Origin of the sequence: uncultured Kluyvera sp., from assembly GCF_902485085.1 — a bacterium.
GTDB classification, from domain to species: Bacteria; Pseudomonadota; Gammaproteobacteria; order Enterobacterales; family Enterobacteriaceae; genus Kluyvera; species Kluyvera ascorbata.
In genome coordinates, this window is sequence record NZ_CABTJS010000067.1 from 1 (window position 1) to 25,632 (window position 25,632).

At 53.8% G+C, this 25,632-nt stretch carries 23 protein-coding genes and 2 pseudogenes; 12 read left to right on the forward strand and 13 right to left on the reverse strand.

Annotated features, from left to right (window positions below; all coding sequences use genetic code 11):
- A partial coding sequence (locus tag RDN66_RS07500; RefSeq protein ID WP_001676991.1) for an IS1 family transposase occupies positions 1 to 63 on the reverse strand: 63 nt, incomplete at its 3' end.
- A gap of 39 nt (positions 64 to 102) precedes the next feature.
- On the opposite strand from RDN66_RS07500, the pseudogene RDN66_RS07505 reads away from it, so the two are divergent.
- The 6 genes and pseudogenes from RDN66_RS07505 to RDN66_RS07530 all read left to right on the forward strand — a co-directional run.
- Positions 103 to 2,145: pseudogene (locus RDN66_RS07505) on the forward strand (outer membrane usher protein); the annotation flags it as partial.
- Positions 2,146 to 2,178: 33 nt separating this feature from the next.
- Positions 2,179 to 2,439: a FimD/PapC C-terminal domain-containing protein gene (locus tag RDN66_RS07510; RefSeq protein ID WP_308537751.1), complete on the forward strand. Its 261-nt coding sequence runs from the start codon at positions 2,179 to 2,181 to the stop codon at positions 2,437 to 2,439.
- Between the two features lie 18 nt (positions 2,440 to 2,457).
- Positions 2,458 to 3,033, forward strand: coding sequence for a fimbrial protein (locus tag RDN66_RS07515; protein WP_202216457.1), 576 nt, complete (start codon positions 2,458 to 2,460; stop codon positions 3,031 to 3,033).
- A 24-nt stretch (positions 3,034 to 3,057) separates the two neighbouring features.
- The gene (locus RDN66_RS07520) at positions 3,058 to 3,618 is read left to right on the forward strand and encodes a fimbrial protein (RefSeq protein WP_202218163.1); all 561 of its coding nucleotides are present in this window, start codon (positions 3,058 to 3,060) and stop codon (positions 3,616 to 3,618) included.
- 22 nt (positions 3,619 to 3,640) lie between these two features.
- A complete protein-coding gene (locus RDN66_RS07525) occupies positions 3,641 to 4,237 on the forward strand; it encodes a fimbrial-like protein (RefSeq protein WP_374044003.1) in 597 nt (198 codons plus the stop codon).
- 206 nt (positions 4,238 to 4,443) lie between these two features.
- Positions 4,444 to 5,370: a fimbrial protein gene (locus tag RDN66_RS07530; RefSeq protein ID WP_202216458.1), complete on the forward strand. Its 927-nt coding sequence runs from the start codon at positions 4,444 to 4,446 to the stop codon at positions 5,368 to 5,370.
- A gap of 2 nt (positions 5,371 to 5,372) precedes the next feature.
- Here the strand turns inward: RDN66_RS07530 and RDN66_RS07535 are convergent, their stop codons facing one another.
- The 4 genes from RDN66_RS07535 to RDN66_RS07550 all read right to left on the reverse strand — a co-directional run bounded on the left by RDN66_RS07535 (position 5,373) and on the right by RDN66_RS07550 (position 8,911).
- The gene (locus tag RDN66_RS07535; protein WP_202216459.1) at positions 5,373 to 6,602 is read right to left on the reverse strand and encodes a polysaccharide deacetylase family protein; all 1,230 of its coding nucleotides are present in this window, start codon (positions 6,600 to 6,602) and stop codon (positions 5,373 to 5,375) included.
- 63 nt (positions 6,603 to 6,665) lie between these two features.
- Complete coding sequence (locus RDN66_RS07540; RefSeq protein ID WP_123650784.1) at positions 6,666 to 7,106, reverse strand: PTS sugar transporter subunit IIA; 441 nt, start codon at positions 7,104 to 7,106, stop codon at positions 6,666 to 6,668.
- A 111-nt stretch (positions 7,107 to 7,217) separates the two neighbouring features.
- Positions 7,218 to 7,988: an ABC transporter permease gene (locus RDN66_RS07545; protein WP_035891927.1), complete on the reverse strand. Its 771-nt coding sequence runs from the start codon at positions 7,986 to 7,988 to the stop codon at positions 7,218 to 7,220.
- The gene (locus RDN66_RS07550) at positions 7,985 to 8,911 is read right to left on the reverse strand and encodes an ABC transporter ATP-binding protein (RefSeq protein ID WP_035891926.1); all 927 of its coding nucleotides are present in this window, start codon (positions 8,909 to 8,911) and stop codon (positions 7,985 to 7,987) included. Before RDN66_RS07550 ends, RDN66_RS07545 begins: the two co-directional genes overlap by 4 nt.
- A 226-nt stretch (positions 8,912 to 9,137) precedes the next feature.
- Between RDN66_RS07550 and can the strand changes: the two genes are divergently transcribed.
- On the forward strand, positions 9,138 to 9,800 hold the full coding sequence (can, locus tag RDN66_RS07555) for a carbonate dehydratase (RefSeq protein ID WP_035891925.1): 663 nt from the start codon (positions 9,138 to 9,140) through the stop codon (positions 9,798 to 9,800).
- A gap of 90 nt (positions 9,801 to 9,890) precedes the next feature.
- Here the strand turns inward: can and hpt are convergent, their stop codons facing one another.
- The gene (hpt, locus tag RDN66_RS07560; protein WP_035891924.1) at positions 9,891 to 10,427 is read right to left on the reverse strand and encodes a hypoxanthine phosphoribosyltransferase; all 537 of its coding nucleotides are present in this window, start codon (positions 10,425 to 10,427) and stop codon (positions 9,891 to 9,893) included.
- Positions 10,428 to 10,631: 204 nt separating this feature from the next.
- On the opposite strand from hpt, the gene RDN66_RS07565 reads away from it, so the two are divergent.
- Positions 10,632 to 13,022 carry a glucose/quinate/shikimate family membrane-bound PQQ-dependent dehydrogenase gene (locus RDN66_RS07565; protein WP_202216472.1) on the forward strand — a complete coding sequence of 797 codons (2,391 nt, stop codon included), beginning with the start codon at positions 10,632 to 10,634 and terminating at the stop codon, positions 13,020 to 13,022.
- Positions 13,023 to 13,139: 117 nt separating this feature from the next.
- Here the strand turns inward: RDN66_RS07565 and RDN66_RS07570 are convergent, their stop codons facing one another.
- Complete coding sequence (locus RDN66_RS07570) at positions 13,140 to 13,664, reverse strand: hypothetical protein (protein WP_202216473.1); 525 nt, start codon at positions 13,662 to 13,664, stop codon at positions 13,140 to 13,142.
- Positions 13,665 to 13,786: 122 nt separating this feature from the next.
- Positions 13,787 to 15,352, reverse strand: a complete 1,566-nt coding sequence (cueO, locus tag RDN66_RS07575) for a multicopper oxidase CueO (protein WP_202216474.1) — start codon at positions 15,350 to 15,352, stop codon at positions 13,787 to 13,789.
- Between the two features lie 143 nt (positions 15,353 to 15,495).
- On the opposite strand from cueO, the gene RDN66_RS07580 reads away from it, so the two are divergent.
- Positions 15,496 to 15,843, forward strand: a complete 348-nt coding sequence (locus tag RDN66_RS07580; RefSeq protein ID WP_035891920.1) for a YacC family pilotin-like protein — start codon at positions 15,496 to 15,498, stop codon at positions 15,841 to 15,843.
- Positions 15,844 to 15,876: 33 nt separating this feature from the next.
- Here the strand turns inward: RDN66_RS07580 and yacL are convergent, their stop codons facing one another.
- Positions 15,877 to 16,239: a protein YacL gene (yacL, locus tag RDN66_RS07585; RefSeq protein WP_308537747.1), complete on the reverse strand. Its 363-nt coding sequence runs from the start codon at positions 16,237 to 16,239 to the stop codon at positions 15,877 to 15,879.
- 352 nt (positions 16,240 to 16,591) lie between these two features.
- On the opposite strand from yacL, the gene RDN66_RS07590 reads away from it, so the two are divergent.
- A complete protein-coding gene (locus tag RDN66_RS07590) occupies positions 16,592 to 16,912 on the forward strand; it encodes an excalibur calcium-binding domain-containing protein (RefSeq protein ID WP_202216475.1) in 321 nt (106 codons plus the stop codon).
- Positions 16,913 to 17,160: 248 nt separating this feature from the next.
- Here RDN66_RS07590 and acnB read toward each other — a convergent pair whose 3' ends face one another.
- Entirely contained in the window at positions 17,161 to 19,758 is a 2,598-nt protein-coding gene (gene acnB, locus RDN66_RS07595; RefSeq protein ID WP_123650762.1) for a bifunctional aconitate hydratase 2/2-methylisocitrate dehydratase, read from the reverse strand.
- Positions 19,759 to 20,224: 466 nt separating this feature from the next.
- Here acnB and RDN66_RS07600 point away from each other — a divergent pair, with 466 nt between their 5' ends.
- On the forward strand, positions 20,225 to 21,883 hold the full coding sequence (locus RDN66_RS07600) for a DUF3300 domain-containing protein (protein WP_308537748.1): 1,659 nt from the start codon (positions 20,225 to 20,227) through the stop codon (positions 21,881 to 21,883).
- An 11-nt stretch (positions 21,884 to 21,894) separates the two neighbouring features.
- Positions 21,895 to 22,701: a DUF2950 family protein gene (locus RDN66_RS07605; protein WP_202216477.1), complete on the forward strand. Its 807-nt coding sequence runs from the start codon at positions 21,895 to 21,897 to the stop codon at positions 22,699 to 22,701.
- 60 nt (positions 22,702 to 22,761) lie between these two features.
- On the opposite strand, the pseudogene RDN66_RS07610 reads toward RDN66_RS07605, so the two are convergent.
- From RDN66_RS07610 to RDN66_RS07620, 3 genes and pseudogenes are all read right to left on the reverse strand, one after another.
- Positions 22,762 to 23,046: pseudogene (locus RDN66_RS07610) on the reverse strand (hypothetical protein).
- Positions 23,047 to 23,368: 322 nt separating this feature from the next.
- Positions 23,369 to 24,793 carry a dihydrolipoyl dehydrogenase gene (gene lpdA, locus RDN66_RS07615; protein ID WP_035897481.1) on the reverse strand — a complete coding sequence of 475 codons (1,425 nt, stop codon included), beginning with the start codon at positions 24,791 to 24,793 and terminating at the stop codon, positions 23,369 to 23,371.
- Between the two features lie 206 nt (positions 24,794 to 24,999).
- Positions 25,000 to 25,632, reverse strand: a 633-nt coding sequence (locus tag RDN66_RS07620) for a 2-oxo acid dehydrogenase subunit E2 (RefSeq protein ID WP_308537750.1), incomplete at its 5' end; no start/stop codon positions are given.

A 25,632-nucleotide genomic window follows, 5' to 3' on the forward strand; every position in this document is an offset into this window, starting at 1 on the left:
GCCGTTACGCACCACCCCGTCAGTAGCTGAACAGGAGGGACAGCTGATAGAAACAGAAGCCACTGGAGCACCTCAAAAACACCATCATACACTAAATCAGTAAGTTGGCAGCATCACCATAACACCCCGCGAGCCACACCCTGCTTCACCAAAAAAATATTGATGCAGATAGGGATTAAAACGGATGCAATTAAAGAAAAACTAAAAAAATACGACGAAGATACCTGCATTGATATCACCAGCGCCTTCCCCGGCATGAGTTGGGATTTCGACGCCAGTACCCAGGATCTCAACCTCAATTCGCCGCAGATTTATATCGACAGACACCCGAATGGCTATATTGACCCTTCGCTCTGGGATGACGGGATCGCAGCGGCTATGCTTTCATATGATCTCAACGCCTGGCGTAGCCATAGCGCCAATAGCACGACTGAAACCGCCTATGCTGGCCTGAAATATGGTCTGAATATCGGGCCGTGGCGCCTGCGTTCACGAGGCACTCTCAACTGGGATCAGGATAGCGGCGCTGACTACGCCAGCCAGGACATTTATCTACAGCGCGACCTCACGCAGCTACATTCACAGTTGTTGCTTGGCGATTCCTATACGCGTGGCGATGTATTTAACGCTTTCAACCTGCGCGGAATGCGTATTTATAACGATGACCGTATGCTGCCGGGCGGGATCTCGACGTATGCGCCTACGATTCATGGCATTGCCACCAGCAATGCCAAAGTCACCGTGACGCAAAGCGGAAATAAAATTTATGAAAGCACCGTTCCGCCGGGTGAATTCGAAATTAGCGACTTGAGCACCGTGGGCTATGGCAGCGATCTGGTGGTTACCGTCGAAGAGTCGGACGGTAGCCAGCGAACCTTTTCCGTACCTTACTCTTCCGTCAGCCAGCTGATTCGCCCCGGCAATGCCCGCTGGGATATCGGCATAGGGGAGCTGAATGATAGCAATTTGAAGACGCGCCCCAAAGTGGGCTATCTCTCCGGTTTTTACGGCTTAACGGATCTTGTCACGGGATACGCTGGCGCGCAGTATGCCGATAACCATTATTTTTCCGGCTTGTTGGGGTTGGCAGTCAATACGCGGCTGGGTGCATTCTCATTGGATGCCACCTATTCCGACGCTGACATTAGCGGCCTGGGCGCGCTAAGCGGCCAAAGCTATCGCCTCTCCTAGAGCAAGCTGATTGAGCCGACACACACCTCTTTCAACGTCGCCGCCTACCGTTTTTCAACGGCAAACTATCTGACGCTAAGCGATGCTGCCACGCTCGCCGATGAAATCCAAAGCAGCACGGGCAACGATAGCAACAGCACCTATAACAGCTATCAACGGATGAAAAATCAAATTCAGATGAATGTGAGCCAACCGCTGGCGGCGGAAAAAAAGGACTATGGCTCACTTTATCTGACAGGAAGCTGGCAAAACTACTGGAATAACAGTAGCACCACATCTCAATACTCTGTGGGTTATAACAACTCGTTCAGCCTGGGCAGCTACAGTATCTCATTACAGCGCAGCTACAACGAATATGGCGAAAAAGACGACCGGCTATATATCAACCTGAGCATTCCACTTGAAACGCTGTTTGGTCACGAAAAATCCACGGCCGGATTCTCCAGTATCAACACCAGCCTGAGTTCAGACCTCAAAAATAATTCTACGCTGAATACCAGCGCTAACGGTAATACCGAAGATTACCGATTTAGCTACAGCATCAATGCCAGCGCTACTCATGCTGATGGCAGCGATACCAAACAAATCGGCGGATACGGTAGCTACAACAGCGCCTATGGTCCATTAAGCCTCTCCGCCTCCGCAGCAGACGGAAGTAACCGCCAGACATCCTTGAGCTACAGCGGCGGTATGCTGCTGCACTCCGGAGGGATGACGCTTGCTCCAGGCAGCATCGGCGATACCGATACGCTGGCGCTGGTCAACGCTCCCGGGGCAAAGGGCTCACGCTTAACAACCGGCGATGGCGTTATCGACGGCTCTGGTTACGCCATCATGCCGTATTTGTCTGCTTATCGGGAAAACACAATTGGTCTTGATATCTCCAGCCTGGAATCCGACGTAGAGATTAAAAACACCAGCACCATCGCCGTACCACGCAGCGGCGCCGTCATTCGAGTCGATTTTGAAACCGATCAGGGCCGCTCGTTGCTGCTCGATCTGCACCGTTCAGACAACGGTTTTATCCCGCTTGGCGCAGATGTGCTCAATGAAAAAGGGCTTTCCATCGGCGCCGTCGGCCAGGCGGGGCAGGCTTATGTCCGCGGCGTGCAGGACAATGGCACGCTACGCGTCATATGGGGAAATACCGCCAACAGCAGCTGTACAGTGACATATCGCATTACGGAGTCTGCGCAAAAGGTGGGGTTGAGCATCATGCTGAATAACCAAACCTGCCAGATGGATTAATTTCACAAGGAGTGTTTTATGCAATCACCATGGTTCTTTTTACGTATTATCATCTTGCTGACGCTGTGCGTAAGCTCGTCGTCTATGGCTAGCGGCACGATCAACCTCGACCTGACCTTTACCGCGACGCTTCGTGAGACAACTTGCGATATGACCCTTGAAGGCGGCACCGGCGACGGCACAAACAATATTATTCCCATCGGCAGCGGCGGGATTACCCAACTGGATAAAATCGTCAACGCCGACAGCTCCGCGACTACCGCGTTTAAGCTCAAAATCGTCGATTGCCCGTCAAGCTTAACCAAACTGAAAACCACCATCACCGGTACCGCTTCCAGCATTCAGACGGCGATTAGCAATTCGGCGACCAATAACGCGGCCAGCAACGTTGGCGTCAGCATTGCCCGGGCCATCACGCCCGATCAACCTTTTGAAATCAACGCCACCGACGATGCCAAAAGCCTGCTTTGGACATCAAGCGAAATCAGCGCCAAGGAAGTGCCATTAGTTGCTCGGCTCATGGAAACGGCAACCGGTAAAGGAACAACCGGTATTTTCAGCGCCACCGCAACGTTTAATTTCGAGTATGAGTAACGGCAAGGAGCCCAAAAAATGAAAATGCGTACCCTGATATCTTTGATTGCTATCACCCTGGCCACCGCGAGTTTTTCTCCGGTAACCCTCGCCGACATCACCGGCACGACTAGCGTCCAGGCAACGTTTACCTCAACCATTGAAGCCGGCACCTGCACAGCACAAATCCAGAGCGCGGGCGGGCAAGCCATCAGCACGCTCGCTTTTGGTGACGTATTTAAATCCGATCTGGTGGCACAAAGCCGCAGCGAATCCTTCAAAATTGCCTTCAGCGACTGTATGGGTGTTAAATCCGCCAGCATTCAGGCCACTTCCGGCAGCGGCGGCGGCTGTTCTGGCCCGGATTCTGACGGCGATTCATTCTCCGCGGGCAACGCCACCGGCTTTGAAATCTGGAAGGGAGAGGCAGGCGCAGGAACGCTATTAAGCTGCAATACCAAACCCGCACAGAACATCACCATTAGCGATACCGATGTCGATGTTAAGATGAATGCCCGCATCGTGATTGCCAAGACACGAACTATCAGCGACGTCACGGCTGGCAACGTCAGCGCCCCGGTCACCTTCCTGGTAACGTATCAGTAGCAGATAAGGTTGGGAGAAAATCGTGTTATTCACGCTGAGTAAAAAAATACGCTCCATCTTCAGCCTATTAACGTACCTGGCAGCCGTAAGCACCTGTCAGGCGGGCGACGCCAACCTGGAGATGACCCTCAGCGCCAATATAGTTGAAAACACCTGCCAGATATCCGTGTCTGACGGCGGTCAGGTACATCTCCCTACCGTCGGAAAGGGGTGGTTTTATAACGCTGACGGCAGCTCACGTCTTGCCCCCACCGATGCCGTCGCGGGTACCGCCTTTACAATAAACGTAGAAAGCTGCCCGGAAGATAATATGACGGTGAATACGCTGAGTTTTAGCTTCCAGCCGCAAAGCGGGCGGTGGCCAACGGGCAGCAAGCAGGTGTTTATCAACGAAACGCCGGCGACAGAAAGCGGCGCGGATAACGTCGGGATTGTTATTTTCTCAACGGCGCACCACGCCAATGTACTCAACAGCGATGGTACCTCTAGCGTCACCATTGATATACAAAACAATGCCTGGGCCACCGAGTATGAGTTCTATGCCCGGCCACAAAATACCGGCCCGGTTAGCGCAGGAAAAATTACCAGCAACGTACTGGTCAGCACCATTTATAACTAATTCAGGATGAAGGAAGGTTTCCTATGTTTATCACACGACGAAAACCGGCAAGGCGTCTTTATTTTCTGCTCGCCGTGCTGTTAATAGCAACTGGCTCAGCGCACGCCGCGATTGAGTGTCGCTTTGATAACGGCAGCGGTGGTACGACAACGCTGGTCAATGGCATATCCTCAAATAATATTCGCTGGAGCCAGTCCGGAGGCCCCATGAATTCGAGTGATGAGATATTGCTCGCCACGGTAGATTTAACGCTGAGCCCCTCACTGCAATCTACCTGTAGCTTAGGTCAGAGTGGCGAGGTATTAAAAGAAAAGCTCGATGGTTCTTATGTCCGCGCGGCGAGCGCATATGATGATGGCGCAGCCTGGTATTATACCAATATTCCCGGTATCTACTTTACCGTCAAAATTTATTCCGATGCCGGTGGCGGTTTCTTCAAAAGTTCAAACTCGTCCAGCGACGATGGTTGGGTCGTGGTGGAAGCCGATCACAATGACGAACGCTGGAAAAATAAAACCTGGAAGGCACTCATTCATATTTATCAATATAACTATGACTTTAGCGGAAATACCACCGGTATCACCACATTAACACCCAAAACCAGCTTTTCACTGGGGCAAATGGCAATTGGCGACAGAACCGATAGCAATAACAAGCCCTGGACATTCAACGTTACGCCAAGCAGCTTTCAAATCCCCATTATTACCACCACCTGCCAGGCCGCAGCGCTGAGTGATGGCTCAACCAATATCGATCTCGGTGACTATATGTTTGCCGATTTTAATCAATCAACGCGTAGCCAGGATGTGTACGTACAACTTAAAGGCTGCAATAACCTGTTTGGCACTGATGTGAAAATCACCTCGAATAAAACAACGGGAAGCAGTAACGACCTGCTGGGGAATACGCTCACCAGCAATGCCGCCTCCGGCGTAGGCGTCAAACTGCTGAGCGGGTGGAGCTACAGTCAACTCATCCCGAACTCATCCCTCGAAACACGCTACGACTTCAATACCGGTTCAAACACCACGGCCAACGTATTCAGTTTTAACGCTCAATTAGTCAAAGACGGTAATCCGATGAAAGCCGGAGAGTTCAAAGCCGCCGCCACCGTGTTGATGTCCTACTACTAACCTTACCCCTGCGGTTGATTGACTATCAGCCGCGACATCGTCTCCAGCGAATCCGTCCGCATAATATACAGACGCTTCAGCAGCATCGGATTATCCCCCGGCTTCACCTTCCCTTTTACCGTCGTCACCGCCAGATGAAAACCGGCATCGCTCGCCGCCTGCACCCCCGTCGCGTTATAGCCACCGAACGGGTACGAGAGATAAAGTACGTGCGGATTAAACTGCGCCAGCGCCCGTCGCGAGCGCTCAAAATCAAACAGGATATTGTGATAGCTCCGGCTCAGCAGAATTGGCCGACGGTGAGCATCTACCCGGTGCAGGAAGTGGGTATGTGACTGGAAATCAAAAACATCTTTAATCTCTTCCAGCTCGGAAACGCTCATAAACTGCAGCGACTTCGGCGCCCACTTCTGTGGATGGCGCTTAATGCGCGAGGTGATGATAAACGCCGTGGCTTTAAAACCGTACTGCTTGAGTATCGGGTAGGCGTAGCGGCTGACCGACTTTAGCCCATCGTCAAAGGTTATCACCACCGCGCGCGCAGGAAGATTGGCGCGATTATGAACATAGTCCTCAAGCTGATACATGGTCAGCGTGGTATAGCCCATATCGCGCAGCCAGGTCATCTGGTTACTAAAGGCACGTACCGAGGTAGTGGTGGAGGTATGACGAAAACGGGTGTTCTCTTCATCGCGCAAAATATGGTGGTAGGTAATGACCGGAATGCCGTTATCCGGCTGGGCGTCCAGCGCGCTGATATAGGCCAGACGTTCCCCGATGCGAATCTGATACCAGGTCTGATTGAGCCGGTCTTTCAGCTTGTTGATAACCGGATAGCGCAGGTTCTCCGCCAACGTACCGAGTGGTGCGCTACCGATATCCGGCGCGTTGTAGACCGGCGTGTCTTTCCAGGTCACCAGATTCTGATTGCTCAGCGGCTTGTTTAAATCCCCCAGCCCATCCTCAACGCGCTGTTTACCCTGCACTGGCTCAAGGTGGCCTTTATCGATAAAGCCCTTACCGAAACCAAAGCTAAAGGTGTAGTAGTCTTCAACATCGGGCTCAATGGCGATGATTTGCCCGGCACGCAGGTTGCCCACGGTCATCGTTTTATTGCCGACACGCGCCCATATAGCGGCATCCTCAGTTGTCTGCATATAACGTGTGGGCAACGCGGCGGCCACGCTGCCGGTGAGGAAAAGCAGGAAGAAAACAACCGTACGTATAGCCATGAGCAATAACCGAAGCGGGAAACGACTCTACTATTGTAACAAAAGCTACATCAATACCAATGTTTAAGACTCATACAGGTCGTGAAGCAGAACAAAGGGCGGATTTTTCTGCTGCTGATGCCACAGGCTGGTCACTCCGGGCGACCCTAGCGTCACAATGCGCTCGCGAAAGGCGCTGCTGCTGAGGGAATCCCGCAGAGGAATCATTTGTTCAATTAATGAATAGTGGATACCCGCGATCACTTCGCAGCCGCTGTGCTTATGACTCATTAGCGCGGCCACGCGATACGGGGCAGCGCCCGCGTTATCGGTGAGAAAAATAACCCCGTCCCCAGAATCAGTCTGATGTAGCGCATCGCACATCATGCGGCTGAGCATATTTGAACTCAGCCCTCGCCAGTAATTGACGGCCCGACACTGCGGCAGCGGCCCATATTTTTTTTCCAGACGATCCAGCAGTTCCTGTGCTTTGTCGTCGTGGCAGGAAATGACCCAACCTAACATAACTTGCCTCCTTAGCAGGCAAGCAGTTTAGCTAAGTAATCAATTAAGCGGGGTGATGACTGTCAAAGAATGGTTCCCGGCAGCGTTTACCTGCCGGGAAATACAGCACTGCTAGCTGCGCAGGCCGCGCCCACGCTGGATGAGATACCAGCACAGCAGATAAAACGCGGCGATGAACACCACCAGCACGCCAAATGTCGTCACCAGTGGGACATCGTTAATGCCGAGGAAGCCGTAGCGGAAGCCGCTAATCATGTAGACGATCGGGTTCAGGTGCGACAGTCCCTGCCAGAACGGTGGCAGCAGCGTCAGCGAATAGAACACCCCGCCGAGGTAGGTCAGCGGCGTCAGCACGAAGGTTGGGATCAGGCTGATGTCATCGAAGGTTTTGGCGAAGACCGCGTTAAGCAGGCCAGCAAGCGAGAACAGCACAGCGGTCAGGATCAGCGTCAGCGCCACAAACACCCACGAGTGAACCTGGAACGGCACGAAGAACAGCGAAATAGCCGTGACCAGAATCCCCACGCATAGGCCACGTGCCACGCCGCCGCCGACAAACCCGGCGATGATAACGTGCGTTGGCACCGGTGCCACCAGCAGCTCTTCAATGTTGCGCTGGAACTTCGCGCTGAAGAATGACGAGGCCACGTTGGCATAGGCGTTGGTAATCACCGCCATCATAATCAGACCCGGCACGATAAACTGCATGTAGGTAAAGCCGTGCATTTCACCGATACGGGAACCGATCAGGTTGCCGAAAATAATAAAGTACAGCGTCATGGTGATGACGGGTGGTACCAGCGTCTGGATCCAGATACGCATAAAGCGGTGGATCTCTTTCGCCCAGATGCTTTTCAGCGCAACCCAGTAAAGCTGCATCATGCGCGATCTCCTTGTTTTTCATGAACCAGCGAGACAAACAGCTCTTCAAGGCGGTTCGCTTTGTTACGCATACTCAGTACCTGGATGCCCTGCGCGCTCAGCTGCGCAAAGACGCTGTTAATCCCCTGCTCACGCAGCACTTCAACTTCCAGCGTCGAGGTATCCACCAGCGTGTGCTTGTAACCTTCGAGCTTCGGCAGCGGGCTTTTCGGCGCCAGATCGAGAATAAAGGTTTCTGACTTCAGCTTGGATAGCAGCTCCTTCATCGAGGTGTTCTCTACCAGTTCACCGCGCTGGATGATGCCGATATTGCGGCACAGCATTTCTGCCTCTTCCAGATAGTGGGTGGTCAGAATGATGGTGGTGCCTTTGTCGTTGAGATCCTTGAGGAATCCCCACATGGAGCGACGTAGTTCAATATCAACGCCCGCGGTAGGTTCGTCGAGAATCAACAGCTTTGGTTCATGCATCAGCGCACGCGCAATCATCAGACGACGCTTCATCCCGCCGGAGAGCATCCGCGCACGTTCGTTGCGTTTTTCCCACAGATCGAGCTGCTTCAGGTATTTTTCGCTGCGGATGACCGCTTCTTTATGCTCAACGCCGTAATAACCCGCCTGGTTCACCACGATTTGCTGCACGGTTTCAAACGGGTTGAAGTTGAACTCCTGCGGTACCAGCCCAAGCTGACGTTTGGCGTTGACCACATCTTTTTGCAGGTCATAACCAAATACGCTCACGCGTCCCGAGGTTTTGTTCACCAGCGAGCTGATAATCCCGATGGTGGTGGATTTACCCGCGCCGTTCGGCCCCAGAAGCGCGTAGAAATCACCGGCTTCGACTTTAAGATCGATCCCTCGCAGCGCCTGTACGCCGCCAGGATAGGTCTTTGTCAGTTGCTCTAATTCCAGTGCAATGGTCATAGATTTTCGCTTACCTTACATTCTGATACTTGATATTTACTCTAAGTAATTTACGTTGCAACAAGGCGGCGACGCAGCGAATCCCCTGGAGCGTACGTCCGTACGTGACAGGGGTGAGCGAGAAAAGCCAACGCCGTTGCAATGTAAAGTACGACGAGTATTTGGTTTTAATAAATCAGGAGTTGCCCTATATTAACCCAACGAAAATTACTGGGTTACCGCTTCCATGAACGACATAGATACACTCATCAGCAACAATGCACTATGGTCAAAGATGCTGAGAGAAGAGGATCCCGGCTTTTTTGCGACGCTGTCGCAAGCGCAAAAACCTCGTTTTTTATGGATTGGATGTTCTGACAGCCGCGTCCCCGCCGAGCGCCTGACCGGGCTTGAGCCTGGCGAACTGTTCGTCCACCGTAACGTCGCTAACCTGGTTATCCACACCGATCTTAACTGCCTTTCCGTGGTGCAGTATGCCGTTGATGTTCTGGAAGTTGAACACATTATTATCTGTGGCCACTACGGCTGCGGCGGCGTACAGGCGGCGGTGGAAAATCCAGAGCTGGGGTTAATCGACAACTGGCTGCTGCACATTCGCGATATCTGGTTCAAACATAGTTCATTGCTGGGCGAGATGCCGCCGGAGCGCCGCATGGATACGCTATGCGAGTTGAACGTCATGGAGCAAGTGTATAACCTGGGCCATTCGACGATTATGCAATCAGCATGGAAACGTGGGCAGAAGGTGACGATTCACGGTTGGGCGTACGGTATTCACGACGGCCTGCTGCGCGACCTTGATGTGACCGCCACGAGCCGCGAAACCCTCGAGCAGCGTTACCGCCACGGGATTTCCAACCTCAAGTTAAAACATATCAATCATAAATAAGGGAAATCATCCCTTGTCGCCCGGCCGAACGCAGTGAAGCCGGGTGTGTCCCGGAGTCAGCGTTCCGCCTCGTCCGGGCTACCTGCAAACTTACTCGTCTAACAGCACCACTTTGCCAACGTATGGCAGGTGGCGGTAACGCTGAGCGTAATCAATCCCGTAACCCACGACGAATTCGTCCGGAATAGAGAAGCCGACAAACTCAACCGGCACTTCAACTTCACGACGGGTTGGTTTATCCAGCAGCGTACAAATCGCCAGCGACTTCGGCTCGCGCAGGCTCAGGATCTCACGCACTTTCGACAGGGTGTTCCCGGAGTCGATAATGTCTTCGACGATCAGCACGTCTTTACCGCGAATATCTTCGTCGAGATCTTTGAGGATTTTCACGTCGCGGGTGGTGGACATACCGCTGCCATAGCTGGATGCCGTCATAAAATCGACTTCGTGCGGAACCTGTACTTCACGGCACAGGTCAGCCATGAACATGAACGAGCCGCGCAGCAGACCGACTAACACCATTTCGCTGCCGCTGTCTTTATAACGCTCGTTAATCAGACGACCCAGTTCAGCGATACGCGCCTTGATCTCCGCTTCCGGGATCATCACTTCAACAGTATGTTTCATTTAACTAACCACATGATTTTAAATGTAAATCACTCAACCCGTTAACCCAGAGTCACGAGGTTGATCAGCAAGCGAGAAAGTATACCAGCAAAACGATTCATGCGGCTAATTCGATAATAAAGCTCAATTTGTGATTTCGATCACACTTGTTAAATCCTATAATGAAATGAAAGCAATAATTAACAAACAAATGGACACTCTTCTATGGCTGAAACAAATCATCAACGTCCAGGACTTCTCGGGAGGCTAACGGCCCTCTTCGCGGCGTTCTGCGGCTTATATCTATTGATTGGCGGCATATGGCTGGTCGCGATTGGGGGTTCCTGGTATTACCCTATCGCGGGTCTGGTGATGCTGGGCATTACCGCACAGCTTTGGCGCGCTAAGCGTTCAGCGCTGTGGCTTTACGCCGTACTGCTGCTGGCAACCATGGTGTGGGGCGTGTGGGAAGTCGGCTTCGACTTCTGGGCGCTTACGCCGCGTAGCGACGTACTGGTTATCTTCGGCGTCTGGCTGATTTTGCCATTCGTCTGGCGCCGTCTGGTGGTACCGTCGAGCGGAGCCGTCGCGGCGCTGGTCGTCGCGCTGGTTATCAGCGCCGGTATCCTGACCTGGGCTGGTTTCCATGACCCGCAGGAAGTGAACGGCACGCTGAGCGCAGATGCGACGCCAGCAGAGCCAATCTCTCAGGTTGCCGATCAAGACTGGCCGGCCTATGGCCGCAACCAGGAAGGTCAGCGCTTCTCGCCGCTGAAGCAGATTAACGCCGATAACGTGCATAATCTGAAGGAAGCCTGGGTGTTCCGTACCGGCGACCTGAAGCAGCCAAACGATCCGGGTGAAATCACTAACGAAGTCACCCCTATCAAGATTGGCAATATGCTCTACCTCTGCACCGCCCACCAGCGCGTGTTTGCCCTGGACGCGGCAACCGGTAAAGAGAAATGGCACTTTGACCCGCAGCTCGGCACCGACCCAAGCTTCCAGCACGTGACCTGCCGTGGCGTGTCTTACCATGAAGCGACCACTGCGAACGCGTCCCCTGACGTGGTTGCCGACTGTCCGCGCCGTATCATCCTGCCGGTGAACGATGGCCGTATCTTTGCCCTCAACGCCGACACCGGTAAGCTGTGTGAAAGCTTTGCCAACAAAGGCATTCTCAACCTGCAAACCGACATGCCGGTCACCACTCCGGGTATGTACGAACCTACTTCACCACCGATTATCACCGATAAAGTTATCGTGATTGCCGGTGCGGTCACCGATAACTTCTCCACCCGTGAGCCATCTGGCGTTATCCGCGGCTTTGACGTTAACAGCGGCAAACTGCTGTGGGCCTTTGACCCGGGCGCGAAAGACCCGAATGCGATTCCAGGCGAAGGCCAGCACTACACCTTCAACTCGCCGAACTCCTGGGCTCCAGCAGCCTATGATGCGAAGCTGGATCTGGTGTATCTGCCAATGGGCGTCACCACGCCAGATATCTGGGGTGGCAACCGTACGCCAGAGCAGGAACGCTACGCGAGCTCGATTGTGGCGCTGAATGCGACCACCGGTAAGCTTGCCTGGAGCTACCAGACCGTTCACCACGATCTGTGGGATATGGATATGCCGTCCCAGCCAACGCTGGCAGACATCTCCGTTGACGGTAAAACGGTGCCGGTTATCTACGCGCCAGCGAAAACCGGTAACATCTTCGTGCTCGACCGCCGTAACGGTGAGCTGGTCGTACCGGCACCGGAAAAACCAGTTCCACAGGGTGCGGCCAAAGGCGACTACGTCACCAAAACCCAGCCGTTCTCCGATCTGAGCTTCCGTCCGAAGAAAGATCTGACCGGTGCGGATATGTGGGGCGCCACCATGTTCGACCAGCTGGTGTGCCGCGTGATGTTCCACAAACTGCGCTATGACGGCATTTTCACCCCACCGTCCGAGCAGGGCACGCTGGTGTTCCCGGGTAACCTGGGGATGTTCGAGTGGGGCGGTATCTCCGTCGACCCTAACCGTCAGGTAGCGATTGCTAACCCAATGGCGCTGCCGTTTGTATCGAAGCTGATTCCACGCGGACCTGGCAACCCAATGGAGCCTCCGAAAGACGCGAAGTCCAGCGGTACCGAGTCCGGCATTCAGCCGCAGTACGGCGTGCCGTTTGGCGTAACGCTGAACGCGTTCCTGTCACCGTTTGGTCTGCCATGCAAACAGCCAGCCTGGGGTTATATCTCCGCGCTGGATCTGAAAACCAACGAAGTGGTATGGAAAAAACGTCTGGGTACGCCGCAGGATAGCCTGCCGTTCCCAATGCCGGTTCCGCTGCCGTTCAACATGGGTATGCCGATGCTGGGTGGCCCAATCTCCACGGCGGGTAACGTGCTGTTTATCGCGGCAACCGCCGATAACTACCTGCGCGCATACAACATGAGCAACGGTGAGAAACTGTGGCAGGGTCGTCTGCCAGCAGGCGGTCAGGCAACGCCGATGACCTATGAGGTGAATGGCAAGCAGTACGTGGTCATTTCCGCAGGTGGTCACGGTTCGTTTGGTACGAAGATGGGTGATTATATCGTCGCCTATGCGTTACCTGACGACGCGAAGTAAGTATTAGCGCCTTATCTGGCCTATGGAAATGTAGGCCGGATAAGGCGTTTACGCCGCCATCCGGCAATCAGCACCGGATCGCCTGATGGCGCTACGCTTATCAGGCCTACATTTCAGTCACTTATCAAACTTAATCGACAGCAGTGAAGCCCTGGCCACATCCTTATATTGCCCTTCCAAATCTTTTGTCATGTTAAACGCGGCCTGCACGGCTTTATCGTTTTCTGACGTCACCAGCAGCATATTCAGGATATCAGTATCCGCCGCCTGAGAGCGGAAGGTAATCAACCACGCCTTATGCCCGTCCACCGTCACGGCTTCCGCCTGGGGTTTGAAGTTTTTCAGCATGTTCAGCGTCGCATCCTTTGCCACGTCGAGCTTGTCTGCGGGCAGCGCATGGCGACCGTTACTAAGACCTAAAGATGCTTTACCGCGTTCATCACCATAGATCACCTGCGGGCGGTTTTCAGAAGGGTATTTGATTTTCGCCATGTCATCAGGCATTGGTGTGAGCGTCTGCGGGATCTCGATGCTCAGCTTTAATTCAGGGATGTCTTTGCGTTCCATCTTCATGTCAGCGTGCGCCGATACCGCCACCAGCATGACAAAAGAGGCTGCCAGAGCCTTACCAAAGATAGCCATTCTTACCTCGTGATTAATCGTTAACCACCGGAGTATAGCGAGAAGTTCGCTGAATGATATGGCTGAAATCTGTATCTACCCCAGAGGGTTACCGGATAGCGAGACCGCTATCCGGTAGCAGGTTAAACGGTAAAGCCGAGCATCATGCCGGTATCTTCATGCTCCAGCAGGTGACAGTGCGCCATATAGGCCTGCTCTTTCGGCGCGCTATGGTCAAACTTCACCAGTACCTCGCTGACGCCGCCCTCAACACGAACGGTGTCTTTCCAGCCTGCGCGATGCGCCGCCGGTGGCTGACCGTTCTCGCGCAGGATGCGGAACTGGGTGCCATGAATATGGAACGGGTGCAGCATCATGTCGCCCTCGCCGGAAATCACCCAACGCTCATACTGCCCTTTAGCCGCAGCAAACATCGGCACTTTCATATCAAACGCTTTGCCGTTGATACGGTTCGCGTTGTGGAAGTCGAACCCACCGTCGCCGTGGTGCATATTACCCATTCCGCCGTGGTCCATTGTCATCCCACCGTGGCCCATCATGCCGCCGTGATCCATGCCGCCCATCGCCTGATTTCCGTACTTCTGCATCAGCGCCTGCATGCCCATCATGTCGAGCATCGGGTCCATTGAGAGCTGGAGCTTGCGTTCAGTCAGCCCATCCAGCGACGGCAGTGCAGGCATGGCTACGAGTGTATCCGGCAGCGTTGCTGACCCCGGAATGCCGATAGGCTGAACGTGCAGGACCGGCACCGCCTTATCGAACGGCGCGACGGCCATGCCCATCTGCGTCACCGGAAGGGTCAGGATATCGAACGGTTTGCCATCGCGGGCATCCACCAGCACTTCAAAACGTTCGCCCATCAGCATCGGCAGCTCACTGACTTTCACCGGCTCGGCCAGCAGTCCGCCATCGCTGGCAACCACATACATCGGGCGCTTATCGCTAGTCGCAATGGTCAGTGAGCGTGCATTACAGCCGTTCAGCAAACGCAGGCGCAGCCAGCCCCGTGGCGGCGTATGCTGCGGGTAGGTCACGCCGTTGGTCAGCAGCGTATCGCCAAACCAGCCCACCGCGGCGCTCATTACGTCCAGCTGATAGTCAATCTCACCGGCGGCGGTAAATTTTTTGTCCTGCATAATCACCGGCACATCGTCGATACCCCACTGTTTAGGCAGCATCAGTTTCTGGCTATCTTCATCTTCGATGAGCACCAGGCCCGCCAGCCCCATCGCCACCTGATGCCCGGTTTTGCCGTGCTGATGCGGGTGGAACCAGCAGGTTGCCGCACGCTGGGTTGGCGTAAACGTGACGGTCCGACTGCCGCCAGGTTGGATAACCCCTTGAGGACCGCCGTCCACCTCACCCGGCACTTCCAGTCCGTGCCAGTGCACGGTGGTCTCTTCCGGCAGGGTGTTGTTAATTTTCACCGTAATGGGTTTACCCTGTTGCAGCTGAATAGCCGGCCCTAACAGGCTGCCGTTGTAGCCCCAGGTTGTCGCGGTTTTTCCCGCAAATTGCGTCTTTCCGGCCTGAACGGTCAGCAAGATCTGATTATTCGCATCGGCGGCAAGCAGGGGAGGAATGGGAAGCATGGTGCGCTCGGCGGCGAATACCGCACGGCTCCACAGAGGCAAGGCGCTGGCAACGCCGATAGCGGCGCTGAGTTTGATAAAATCACGACGATGCATCGTTACATCCTTTTCGGCTTCTGGTGATTAATTGAGCTTAAACCCTACCCCTGCGGGAAGGTCAAGCAGAAAGCTTTAAGAAAGCCTCCCGCCGCTTCTGGAAGTATGTTAACGTTGAATATCGACGATGTAAGGTAGAAGAAATGAAGACGTTTTTCCGAACGGTACTGCTTGGATCGCTGCTGGCGATGTCCAGTTCCAGTTATGCTTTAAGCGAGTCTGAAGCAGAAGATATGGCCGATCTCACGGCGGTATTTGTCTTCCTGAAAAACGACTGTGGTTACCAGAATCTACCGAACACGCAAATTCGTCGCGCATTAGTCTTTTTTGCCCAGCAAAATCAGTGGGATCTCAGCAACTACGACACCTTTAACATGAAGGCGCTAGGTGAAGACAGCTACCGCGATCTCAGCGGCATCGGCATTCCTACCTCGAAGAAGTGCAAAGCACTGGCTCGCGACTCTCTGAGCCTGCTGGCCTACGTGAAATAATGCGCGTCGCGGAGCCCACAGGCTCCGCATCCGTTAGCGCTGCTTGATAAACTCGCGATAGGCGGCAACGACCTGTAAAAAGTCCTCAACGCCGCACAGTGACAAGCTCTCTTCATCGTAGTAGCTCATCCCCTCTTCCATCTCATCGCCGGAAATCTCCAGCTGATTGGCGCGAACCATCACTTCTTCGCCGTCCAACCACAGGGTATATTCATGCCCCGCGCGCTGCCATGAGCGTTCGCTGCCTTTGACGGTACGTGCAGCCTGTTCCACTTCGTCCAGTAGCGTGAGGTTGTCTTTGACCTCTTCATTAAACCAGTGACCGAGCACTTCGTGGCCCATCGACATACGTACTTTTACCCCTCCGGTAACGTCACGCAGAAATTCATAATCCATAATCTGTTCCTCTACAAAGGCAATGCGTCACCGCTGCATTGTACCTATAGGTAATTATCGCAGTTGGAGAGGATAAAAGCAGTACGATAGCCCGCAGAGTGGGAAAAAAACATCGCCGTAACCGCCCAGAGTATCACCACGTCGATGAGGCGATGTCAGAAGAATGTCTAATAGACCGTTTGTCATCGACGATCGCACGCTGAATATATTAACCAATCAACAAATTAATATAAATGGCGCACATCATTCGCCATGTAAATTACTTACACGTAGCCATTAATTAATAATTTTACAGCTATCATACTCATGTGATTATATAAACATTCTATTTCACCAAAGGAATGAAAATAAAATGAAAAAAACCGTCAAAACAATAATTATTTTATCTACTTTTTTAAGCACATATTCATACGCTTATGAATGCAACGGTCGCCATTACTGTAGTGAAATGGCGAACTGCGAGGAAGCCCAGTGGGTATTGAATAACTGTCCGGACCCTCGGATGGATGGCGATCATGATGGCATACCATGCGAACAGCAGCACTGTGGTGGATACCATCACTCCGAAATTGGAAACCAGAATCCAGCTATGCGAATTTTCAATAATAAACCGAACACATTTAATTATCTGGCATCAGTACAAACCCCAACATCAACAAATAATAACCAGTGAACATTAAATAATATAAATATTGAATGTAATGGCGAGATATATTATTCAAGAAAAAGCAGCAACATAATAAGCTTATCTTTCAATTGATTAAGTTTAAGTAATGTTCGGCATAGCATCAATATCAAGCCGTGCTTTAATATAAAAAAGGCGAGAGTTCAAACTCTCGCCTTTTTAGTAGCCCGGCCAAGCGTAGCGCCGCCGGGAATTTCCCGGAGTCGATGCTAACGCATCTCGTCCGGTCTACGTTCTTATACTGCGGTCTGGAAGATAACGCCGTCGGCTTTCTCAGTGTACTGAGAGAGCTGGTCGAAGTTCAGGTAACGGTAGGTGTCCACCGCCGTCTTATCAACCTGAGCCACGAAGGTCTGGTACTCTTCCGGGGTTGGCAGCTTGCCGATCAGCGCCGAAACTGCCGCCAGCTCCGCAGAGGCCAGGAAGACGTTCGCGCCGGTACCTAAACGGTTCGGGAAGTTACGGGTAGAGGTCGAAACGACCGTCGCACCGTCAGCTACGCGCGCCTGGTTACCCATACACAGGGAGCAGCCAGGGATCTCAATACGCGCACCGCTCTTACCGAACACGCTGTAGTAACCTTCTTCGGTCAGCTGAGCTGCGTCCATACGGGTTGGCGGAGCCACCCACAGGCGGGTCGGCAGCTGGCCTTTATGGTTATCCAGCAGCTTACCGGCAGCACGGAAGTGGCCGATGTTGGTCATGCAGGAGCCGATAAATACTTCGTCAATCTTCTCGCCCTGTACGTCAGACAGCAGACGCGCGTCGTCCGGATCGTTTGGCGCACACAGGATTGGCTCTTTAATGTCAGCCAGATCGATGTCGATCACCGCCGCGTACTCTGCGTCAGCGTCAGCTTCCAGCAGTTCAGGGTTCGCCAGCCATTTTTCCATGCCCTGAACACGACGTTCCAGCGTACGGCGATCGCCGTAGCCTTCCGCGATCATCCACTTCAGCAGAACGATGTTGGAGGTCAGGTACTCAACGATTGGCTCTTTGTTCAGCTTGATGGTACAGCCCGCAGCAGAACGCTCTGCGGAAGCATCGGTCAGCTCGAACGCCTGCTCCACTTTCAGATCCGGCAGACCTTCGATTTCCAGGATGCGGCCAGAGAAGATGTTTTTCTTACCTTTCTTCTCAACGGTCAGCAGGCCCTGGCGAATTGCATACAGCGGGATCGCATGAACCAGGTCACGCAGTGTGATACCCGGCTGCATTTTGCCTTTGAAGCGCACCAGTACAGATTCCGGCATATCCAGCGGCATCACGCCGGTCGCCGCAGCAAACGCCACCAGACCAGAGCCCGCCGGGAAGGAGATACCGATTGGGAAACGGGTATGGGAGTCACCGCCGGTACCCACGGTATCTGGCAGCAGCATACGGTTCAGCCAGGAGTGGATAACGCCGTCGCCCGGACGCAGGGAGACACCGCCACGGTTCATGATGAAGTCTGGCAGCGTGTGGTGCGTGGTCACGTCGACCGGCTTAGGATAGGCGGCAGTGTGACAGAAGGACTGCATCACCAGGTCAGAAGAGAAGCCCAGGCACGCCAGGTCTTTCAGTTCATCGCGGGTCATTGGGCCGGTGGTATCCTGAGAACCGACGGAGGTCATCTTCGGTTCGCAGTACGCGCCTGGACGAATACCTTTCACGCCACAGGCGCGGCCAACCATTTTCTGTGCCAGAGAGAAGCCGCGGCTGCTTTCCGCCACGTCTTTCGCCTGACGGAATACATCGCTGTGCGGCAGGCCCAGCGCTTCACGCGCTTTGGTGGTCAGGCCACGGCCGATGATCAGCGGAATACGGCCACCGGCACGTACTTCGTCGATCAGCACGTCGGTTTTCAGCTCGAAGGTTGCCAGCAGTTCGTCGGTTTCGTGGTTACGCACTTCGCCTTTGAACGGGTATACGTCAATGACGTCGCCCATGTTCAGATTGGAAACATCGACTTCAATTGGCAGCGCGCCCGCATCTTCCATGGTGTTGAAGAAGATAGGTGCAATTTTGCCGCCAAGGCACAGGCCGCCGCCGCGTTTGTTCGGTACATGAGGGATATCGTCACCCATGAACCACAGCACGGAGTTGGTCGCTGATTTACGGGAAGAACCGGTACCCACAACGTCGCCCACGTAGGCCAGCGGGAAACCTTTCTGCTGCAGTGCTTCGATCTGTTTGATCGGGCCAACGGCACCCGGCTGATCCGGGTCAATGCCTTCGCGGGCGTTTTTCAGCATCGCCAGAGCGTGTAGAGGAATATCCGGGCGGGACCAGGCATCCGGTGCCGGAGACAGGTCATCGGTGTTGGTTTCACCGGTCACTTTGAACACGGTAACGGTGATTTTATCTGCCAGCGCAGGACGGCTCAGGAACCATTCGGCATCGGCCCAGGACTGAACAACCTGCTTAGCGTAGGCGTTGCCCGCTTTGGCTTTCTCTTCTACGTCGTAGAAGTTATCGAACATCAGCAGAGTGTGAGACAGTGCTTTGGCAGCAATCGGTGCCAGCTTCGCATCGTCCAGGGCATCAATCAGCGGATGGATGTTGTAACCACCCTGCATGGTGCCTAACAATTCGATGGCTTTTTCTGGGGTAACCAGTGGGGAAGTGGCTTCGCCTTTCGCGACAGCGGCGAGGAAACCCGCTTTAACGTAGGCGGCTTCATCAACGCCCGGCGGTACACGGTTAGTTAACAGGTCTAACAGGAATTCTTCTTCGCCAGCAGGCGGATTCTTCAGCAGCTCAACCAGCGCGGCCATTTGGGTTGCATCTAAGGGTTTGGCAACAATCCCTTCGGCGGCACGCTCAGCTACGTGCTCACGGTATTCTTTTAGCACGACGGTATCTCCTCGCTCTCATTGTCATATGCGGTCGGCGATCTCTTCACGCTCCTGTGAGACAGCAGTTTGTAGGGTAAAAGCCCGGTACCGCGAGGCCAGCATAGCAGGATTTCAGAAGGGTGTTAATCTGTTTACAAAAAAGCAACATTAAATATTTGCTGAATCGTTAATGTTGATATAACAGATTAAAAAAAGCCGTTTTACGATGAAAAAAAACCATCGAAGCGCCGGGGTATTAAACATTTTGTTATGAAAGTATGACATCTAAGAGGATGAAAAACGGGCGATGCTGACGTCGAGGCGCGATTATTTTGCCCGCTCTTTGACAGTGTAAACTCTTGTCAGATTTCCCTACTCACCGCAAAAATCCCTGCTTTAATCAAAAAATAAACAACGGCCTCATTATACTCGCGGCATATCCGACTCCTCTGTTACGGACTGTGTAGTTCCCTGGAGAACCACCATGACTTTGCCCTTTAAGCCCCACTATATTGCGCTTATCTGCAGCGCCGGGTTACTTGCTGCCGCCGGCACGCTGTACGTCAAAAGCAGGGAGCCCGTCACGCCCGACGCGCCGCCTGCGGTGGCGGTAACGGCACCTGAAGCGGCCCCTGCCCCGGTCACCTACACCACCGCACAAATCACGCAGTGGGTAGCCCCTATCGCACTCTACCCAGACCCGCTGCTGTCGCAGGTGCTGATGGCCTCAACCTATCCGGATAGCGTGACGCAGGCGGTGCAGTGGTCGAAAGACCATCCCGGCCAGCAGGGCGATGCGGCGGTAAAAGCTGTGGCTAATCAACCGTGGGATGCCAGCGTGAAGTCGCTGGTCGCCTTCCCGCAGCTGACGGGCATGATGGGTGAAGATCCGCAGTGGGTGACCAACCTCGGTAACGCATTCCTGGCGCAGCCACAGGACGTCATGGATGCAGTACAGAAACTACGCCAGCTCGCCCAGCAAACCGGCTCGCTGAAATCGACGCCGCAGCAAACGGTCACCACCGCCAAACGCGTGGCCTCCTCGACGTCCCCCCATTCCACCAACAGCGAGCCGACGGTTATCAAGATTGAACCGAGCACCCCGCAGGTGGTATACGTGCCGAACTACAACCCGACGGTGGTTTACGGCAGCAGTTGGCCTTATACCTCCGCGCCGCCGGTCTATCTGCCGCCACCTCCGGGGCAGCAGTTTGCCGACAGCTTTGTACGCGGTTTCGGCTATAGCCTTGGGGTAGCAACCACCTATGCGATTTTCAGCAACATCGATTGGGATGATGACGACCATCATCATCATGACGATGACCATCATGACGATCACGGCGGCCATCCATCGGGCTATCAGCACAATGGCGATAACATCAACATTAACGTGAATAACTTCAACAAGATTAGCGGGCAGAATATCAGCGGTCAGACGATGGGCTGGCAGCACAACCCGGCGTATCGCGGCAACACGCCGTACCCGAATAACAACGTGGCGCAGCAGTTCCACCAGACCAACGTGCCAGGTGGCCTGAGCGCTACGCATCAAACGCTGGGCGCGTTTGCACCTCATCAAACGGAAGCGGTCGGCGGGTTGAGCGCCACTCAGCACGCGCAGCCTAACCGCGACAGTCAGCGTCAGGTGGCGATGTCGCAGCTACAGCAGCGCACGCATATTGGTAGCGGCAATGCCAGCCCAGCCGGGCTGGGCTCCCGTGATGCCCAGCGTAACGCGGCAACACAGCAGTGGAATCAGGCCGCGCAGCGGAATAACTTCCGCGGCTACGACGCCCCAACCAGCCGAACGCCGAGCCATACGGTTTCGCAGCGCGCCGCAGCACAGCAGCATATTCAACAGTCGCATCCGCAGTTGAATGCGACCCAGCATCAGAATCTGCAAACGCATGAACGGTTAAACGGCCAGACACCGCATCTGAATGCTGGAATGATGGGTCAGAACAGCGCGCTGCGCGCCAACGGCGGCGGTCTGCGCAACACGGCGCTCAGCGGCAACGAAAGCCGCGCGCCATCATGGCAGGCACAGCAGTCTCGAGGGCTACAGAGCCGCCACGCTTCCGGCCTTAGCGCTGAGCAACATAATGGCGGTATTGCCGGGCACCATGAGTTCCGTCGACGCTAAAGGATAATGTGATGAAAAAGCAGATACAGATAGCGCTGCTGGCGCTGGCGATGTCACCACTGATGGCGCTGGCGCAGCAAACCTTCGCCACCCCGGACCAGGCCGCAAGTGCGCTGGTCAACGCGGTCACGCAGAAAAACGATGCTGAGCTCGACAACCTGCTCGGCGATAACTGGCAGCAGTTCTTACCCCCCGACGGCGTCGATCAGGATGCCGTTGATCGCTTCCTGCGCGATTGGCAGGTTAATCACCGTATCGTCAATCAAGGTAATACCGCCTGGCTGGACGTCGGTAATGACGGTTGGCGATTACCGATTCCAATGGAAAAAAAGGCCGATGGGTGGGAATTCAACATGGCCGCGGGGAAAGATGAAATTCTGACGCGCGCCATCGGGCGTAACGAACTGTCAGCCATTGAGGCGATGCACGCCTACGTGGATGCCCAGCAGGACTACTACCAGTTGAACCATGCCTGGGCGCAGAAAATTATCAGTAGCGAAGGGAAAAAAGATGGCCTTTACTGGCCTATAGCGCCAGGAGAAACGCCAAGTCCCTTAGGGCCAAACTTCAGCCCAGCGGTACCAGGGGAAGGCTATCATGGCTACCATTTCCGCATTCTGCCTGAAGGCGATAAAGGCGACGTTGCCTTACTCGCCTGGCCCGTTGAATGGGGACAAACTGGCGTGATGAGCTTTATGATTGATCAAAACGATCGCGTTTATGAAGCCAATTTGGGCGCTGAGTCTGAACAGAAAGCGCAGGCGATTACCCACTTTGATCCCGATGCCAGCACGGGCTGGCAGGCGGTTGCAGAGTAAAAAAATGCCCGGCGGCGTCTGTACGCAGCCGGGTATTCTTCAAACAACGATACCGTTAACTTAGCCCTGATGCGGCATCAGTTCAGGGTGGCCTTTCACCGCCGGTTTGCTGCTGGTCAGCGCGGCTTCATCGGCGCTAATGCTGCCGGAGTTATCGGCCCACACCCCTTCCTACGTTTTTGTTACCTGCTGATGCTCAGCGTTCAGGTTCTGTCCCATCGCAGCGATATGCGTACTTTCGGTACCGCCGCTGTTATCAGCCCACGGGATCGTCGCGTCGCTCGCAAAAGCCAATCCAGAAACCAGCGTTGCAGCTAAGGCTGCCGTCGTCAGAAACATTTTCATCGTCTCACACTCCAATTTATTAGCCTGCTATCAGTTTATATCGTGATTATTATTCAAGTTGCGGCAAGCGTTAACAGAACGTTTCGAGATTAAAGGGAGAGAAGAGGATGAGGGTGCCGAAAACATAGCGATAGCGTCGGAAAACTGTAACCCGCTTCGTAATCTTTGCTACGGTTAGACATAACTCGTTGGCAGAGAGCATAAAAAAAGCGGCCGTTAAGCCGCTTTTTTCTATGGTAGCCCGGACGAGGTGTTAGCCGACTCCGGGAGGACCGTGCGCTTCCCGGCGTCGCTATGCTCGGCCGGGTTACGGGTCAGAAGATTACTTCTTCTTCGCTTTCGCGTTCGGCAGGTCGGTAATGCTACCTTCAAAGATTTCTGCTGCCAGGCCAACAGACTCGTGCAGAGTCGGGTGAGCGTGGATGGTCAGCGCGATATCTTCAGCATCACAGCCCATTTCGATAGCCAGACCGATTTCACCCAGCAGCTCGCCGCCGTTGGTGCCGACAATCGCACCACCGATAACACGGTGAGATTCTTTGTCGAAGATCAGCTTGGTCATACCGTCTGCGCAGTCGGAAGCGATAGCACGGCCAGAAGCAGCCCACGGGAAGGTGGCGGTTTCATAGCTGATGCCTTTCTCTTTCGCTTCTTTCTCAGTCAGACCAACCCAGGCAACTTCCGGATCGGTATACGCGATGGATGGAATCACTTTCGGATCGAAGTAGTGTTTCTGACCTGCGATAACTTCTGCAGCAACGTGACCTTCGTGAACACCTTTGTGCGCCAGCATTGGCTGACCGACGATATCGCCGATAGCAAAGATGTGCGGTACGTTGGTACGCAGCTGTTTGTCGACGTGGATGAAGCCACGGTCGTCAACTTCTACGCCAGCTTTACCCGCATCGAGGTTTTTACCGTTCGGTACGCGACCGATAGCCACCAGTACGGCGTCATAACGCTGTGCTTCGGCAGGTGCTTTTTTGCCTTCCATGGAAACATAGATACCGTCTGCTTTTGCTTCAACGGCGGTCACTTTGGTTTCCAGCATCAGGTTGAATTTCTTGCTGATACGTTTGGTGAAGACTTTAACGATGTCTTTGTCTGCAGCCGGGATAACCTGGTCGAACATTTCAACCACGTCAATCTCTGAACCCAGCGCATGGTACACGGTACCCATTTCCAGACCGATGATGCCACCGCCCATAACCAGCAGGCGTTTTGGCACTTCTTTCAGTTCCAGTGCGTCTGTAGAGTCCCAAACGCGTGGGTCTTCATGTGGAATGAATGGCAGTTCAATCGGACGGGAACCCGCCGCGATGATAGCGTTGTCGAAGTTGATTACGGTTTTACCGTTCTCGCCTTCCACTTCCAGGGTGTTTGCCCCGGTGAATTTACCCAGACCGTTTACCACTTTCACTTTACGGCCTTTGGCCATACCAGCCAGACCACCGGTCAGCTGAGTGATAACTTTCTCTTTCCAGGTACGAATTTTGTCGATATCGGTTTTCGGTTCGCCGAAGACGATACCGTGTTCAGCCAACGATTTGGCTTCTTCGATAACTTTTGCAACGTGCAGCAGTGCTTTAGAAGGGATACAGCCAACGTTCAGACAAACACCACCGAGGGTGCTGTAACGTTCTACGATTACGGTTTCCAGACCTAAATCAGCGCAACGGAATGCAGCAGAGTAGCCCGCAGGACCTGCCCCAAGTACCACGACCTGAGTTTTAATTTCAGTACTCATCATGACCTCTATCATTTGTATCCGGCGGTCTGACGTTATAGTTATTACGCCCATCATCCACCGGGACGTTCTATCCGCGTGTATTTTACAAAATTGTTAACAATTTTTAAACAACAAACGGCAAACGATTTTGTCCTTTGTTGCTGATAACCCCAAATCATCCTGAGGTTATCAGAAAAAAGCCGGCCGTCTGGCCGGCTTTTTTATTACATCACCAGACGGCGAATGTCGGACAGCATGTTGTTGATGATGGTGATAAAGCGCGCACCATCAGCACCGTCGATCACGCGGTGGTCGAAGGAAAGAGAAATTGGCATCATCAGACGCGGCATAAACTCTTTACCGTTCCACACTGGCTCCATAGAGGACTTGGAGACACCGAGGATCGCCACTTCCGGCGCGTTAACAATTGGCGCGAAGTGGGTAGTACCCAGGCCGCCGATGCTGGAGATGGTGAAGCAACCGCCCTGCATTTCGCCAGCGGTCAGCTTACCGTCACGCGCTTTCTTAGAGATCACAGTCAGTTCACGGGACAGCTCGGTAATGCTCTTCTTGTTCACGTCTTTGAAGACTGGAACAACCAGACCATTTGGCGTATCAACCGCAACACCGATGTTGATGTATTTCTTCAGGGTCAGGCGCTGACCATCTTCAGACAGAGAGCTGTTGAAGCGCGGCATCTGTTCCAGAGCAGCAGCAACGGCTTTCATGATGAAGACCACTGGGGTGAATTTCACGTCCAGTTTACGTTTTTCAGCTTCGGCGTTCTGCTGTTTACGGAACGCTTCCAGATCGGTGATATCGGTCTTATCGAAGTGAGTAACGTGCGGGATCATCAC

Coding starts and splice junctions, on each gene's coding strand:
- hpt (WP_035891924.1), bottom strand. CDS start 10,427: ATGAAACATACTGTTGAAGTGATGATCCCGGAAGCGGAGATCAAGGCG.
- RDN66_RS07530 (WP_202216458.1), top strand. CDS start 4,444: ATGAATTCGAGTGATGAGATATTGCTCGCCACGGTAGATTTAACGCTG.
- RDN66_RS07570 (WP_202216473.1), bottom strand. CDS start 13,664: ATGGCTATCTTTGGTAAGGCTCTGGCAGCCTCTTTTGTCATGCTGGTG.
- lpdA (WP_035897481.1), bottom strand. CDS start 24,793: ATGAGTACTGAAATTAAAACTCAGGTCGTGGTACTTGGGGCAGGTCCT.
- RDN66_RS07580 (WP_035891920.1), top strand. CDS start 15,496: ATGAAGACGTTTTTCCGAACGGTACTGCTTGGATCGCTGCTGGCGATG.
- RDN66_RS07545 (WP_035891927.1), bottom strand. CDS start 7,988: ATGATGCAGCTTTACTGGGTTGCGCTGAAAAGCATCTGGGCGAAAGAG.
- yacL (WP_308537747.1), bottom strand. CDS start 16,239: ATGGATTATGAATTTCTGCGTGACGTTACCGGAGGGGTAAAAGTACGT.
- RDN66_RS07550 (WP_035891926.1), bottom strand. CDS start 8,911: ATGACCATTGCACTGGAATTAGAGCAACTGACAAAGACCTATCCTGGC.
- RDN66_RS07515 (WP_202216457.1), top strand. CDS start 2,458: ATGCAATCACCATGGTTCTTTTTACGTATTATCATCTTGCTGACGCTG.
- cueO (WP_202216474.1), bottom strand. CDS start 15,352: ATGCATCGTCGTGATTTTATCAAACTCAGCGCCGCTATCGGCGTTGCC.
- RDN66_RS07540 (WP_123650784.1), bottom strand. CDS start 7,106: ATGTTAGGTTGGGTCATTTCCTGCCACGACGACAAAGCACAGGAACTG.
- RDN66_RS07590 (WP_202216475.1), top strand. CDS start 16,592: ATGAAAAAAACCGTCAAAACAATAATTATTTTATCTACTTTTTTAAGC.
- RDN66_RS07600 (WP_308537748.1), top strand. CDS start 20,225: ATGACTTTGCCCTTTAAGCCCCACTATATTGCGCTTATCTGCAGCGCC.
- RDN66_RS07605 (WP_202216477.1), top strand. CDS start 21,895: ATGAAAAAGCAGATACAGATAGCGCTGCTGGCGCTGGCGATGTCACCA.
- RDN66_RS07535 (WP_202216459.1), bottom strand. CDS start 6,602: ATGGCTATACGTACGGTTGTTTTCTTCCTGCTTTTCCTCACCGGCAGC.
- RDN66_RS07565 (WP_202216472.1), top strand. CDS start 10,632: ATGGCTGAAACAAATCATCAACGTCCAGGACTTCTCGGGAGGCTAACG.
- can (WP_035891925.1), top strand. CDS start 9,138: ATGAACGACATAGATACACTCATCAGCAACAATGCACTATGGTCAAAG.
- RDN66_RS07520 (WP_202218163.1), top strand. CDS start 3,058: ATGCGTACCCTGATATCTTTGATTGCTATCACCCTGGCCACCGCGAGT.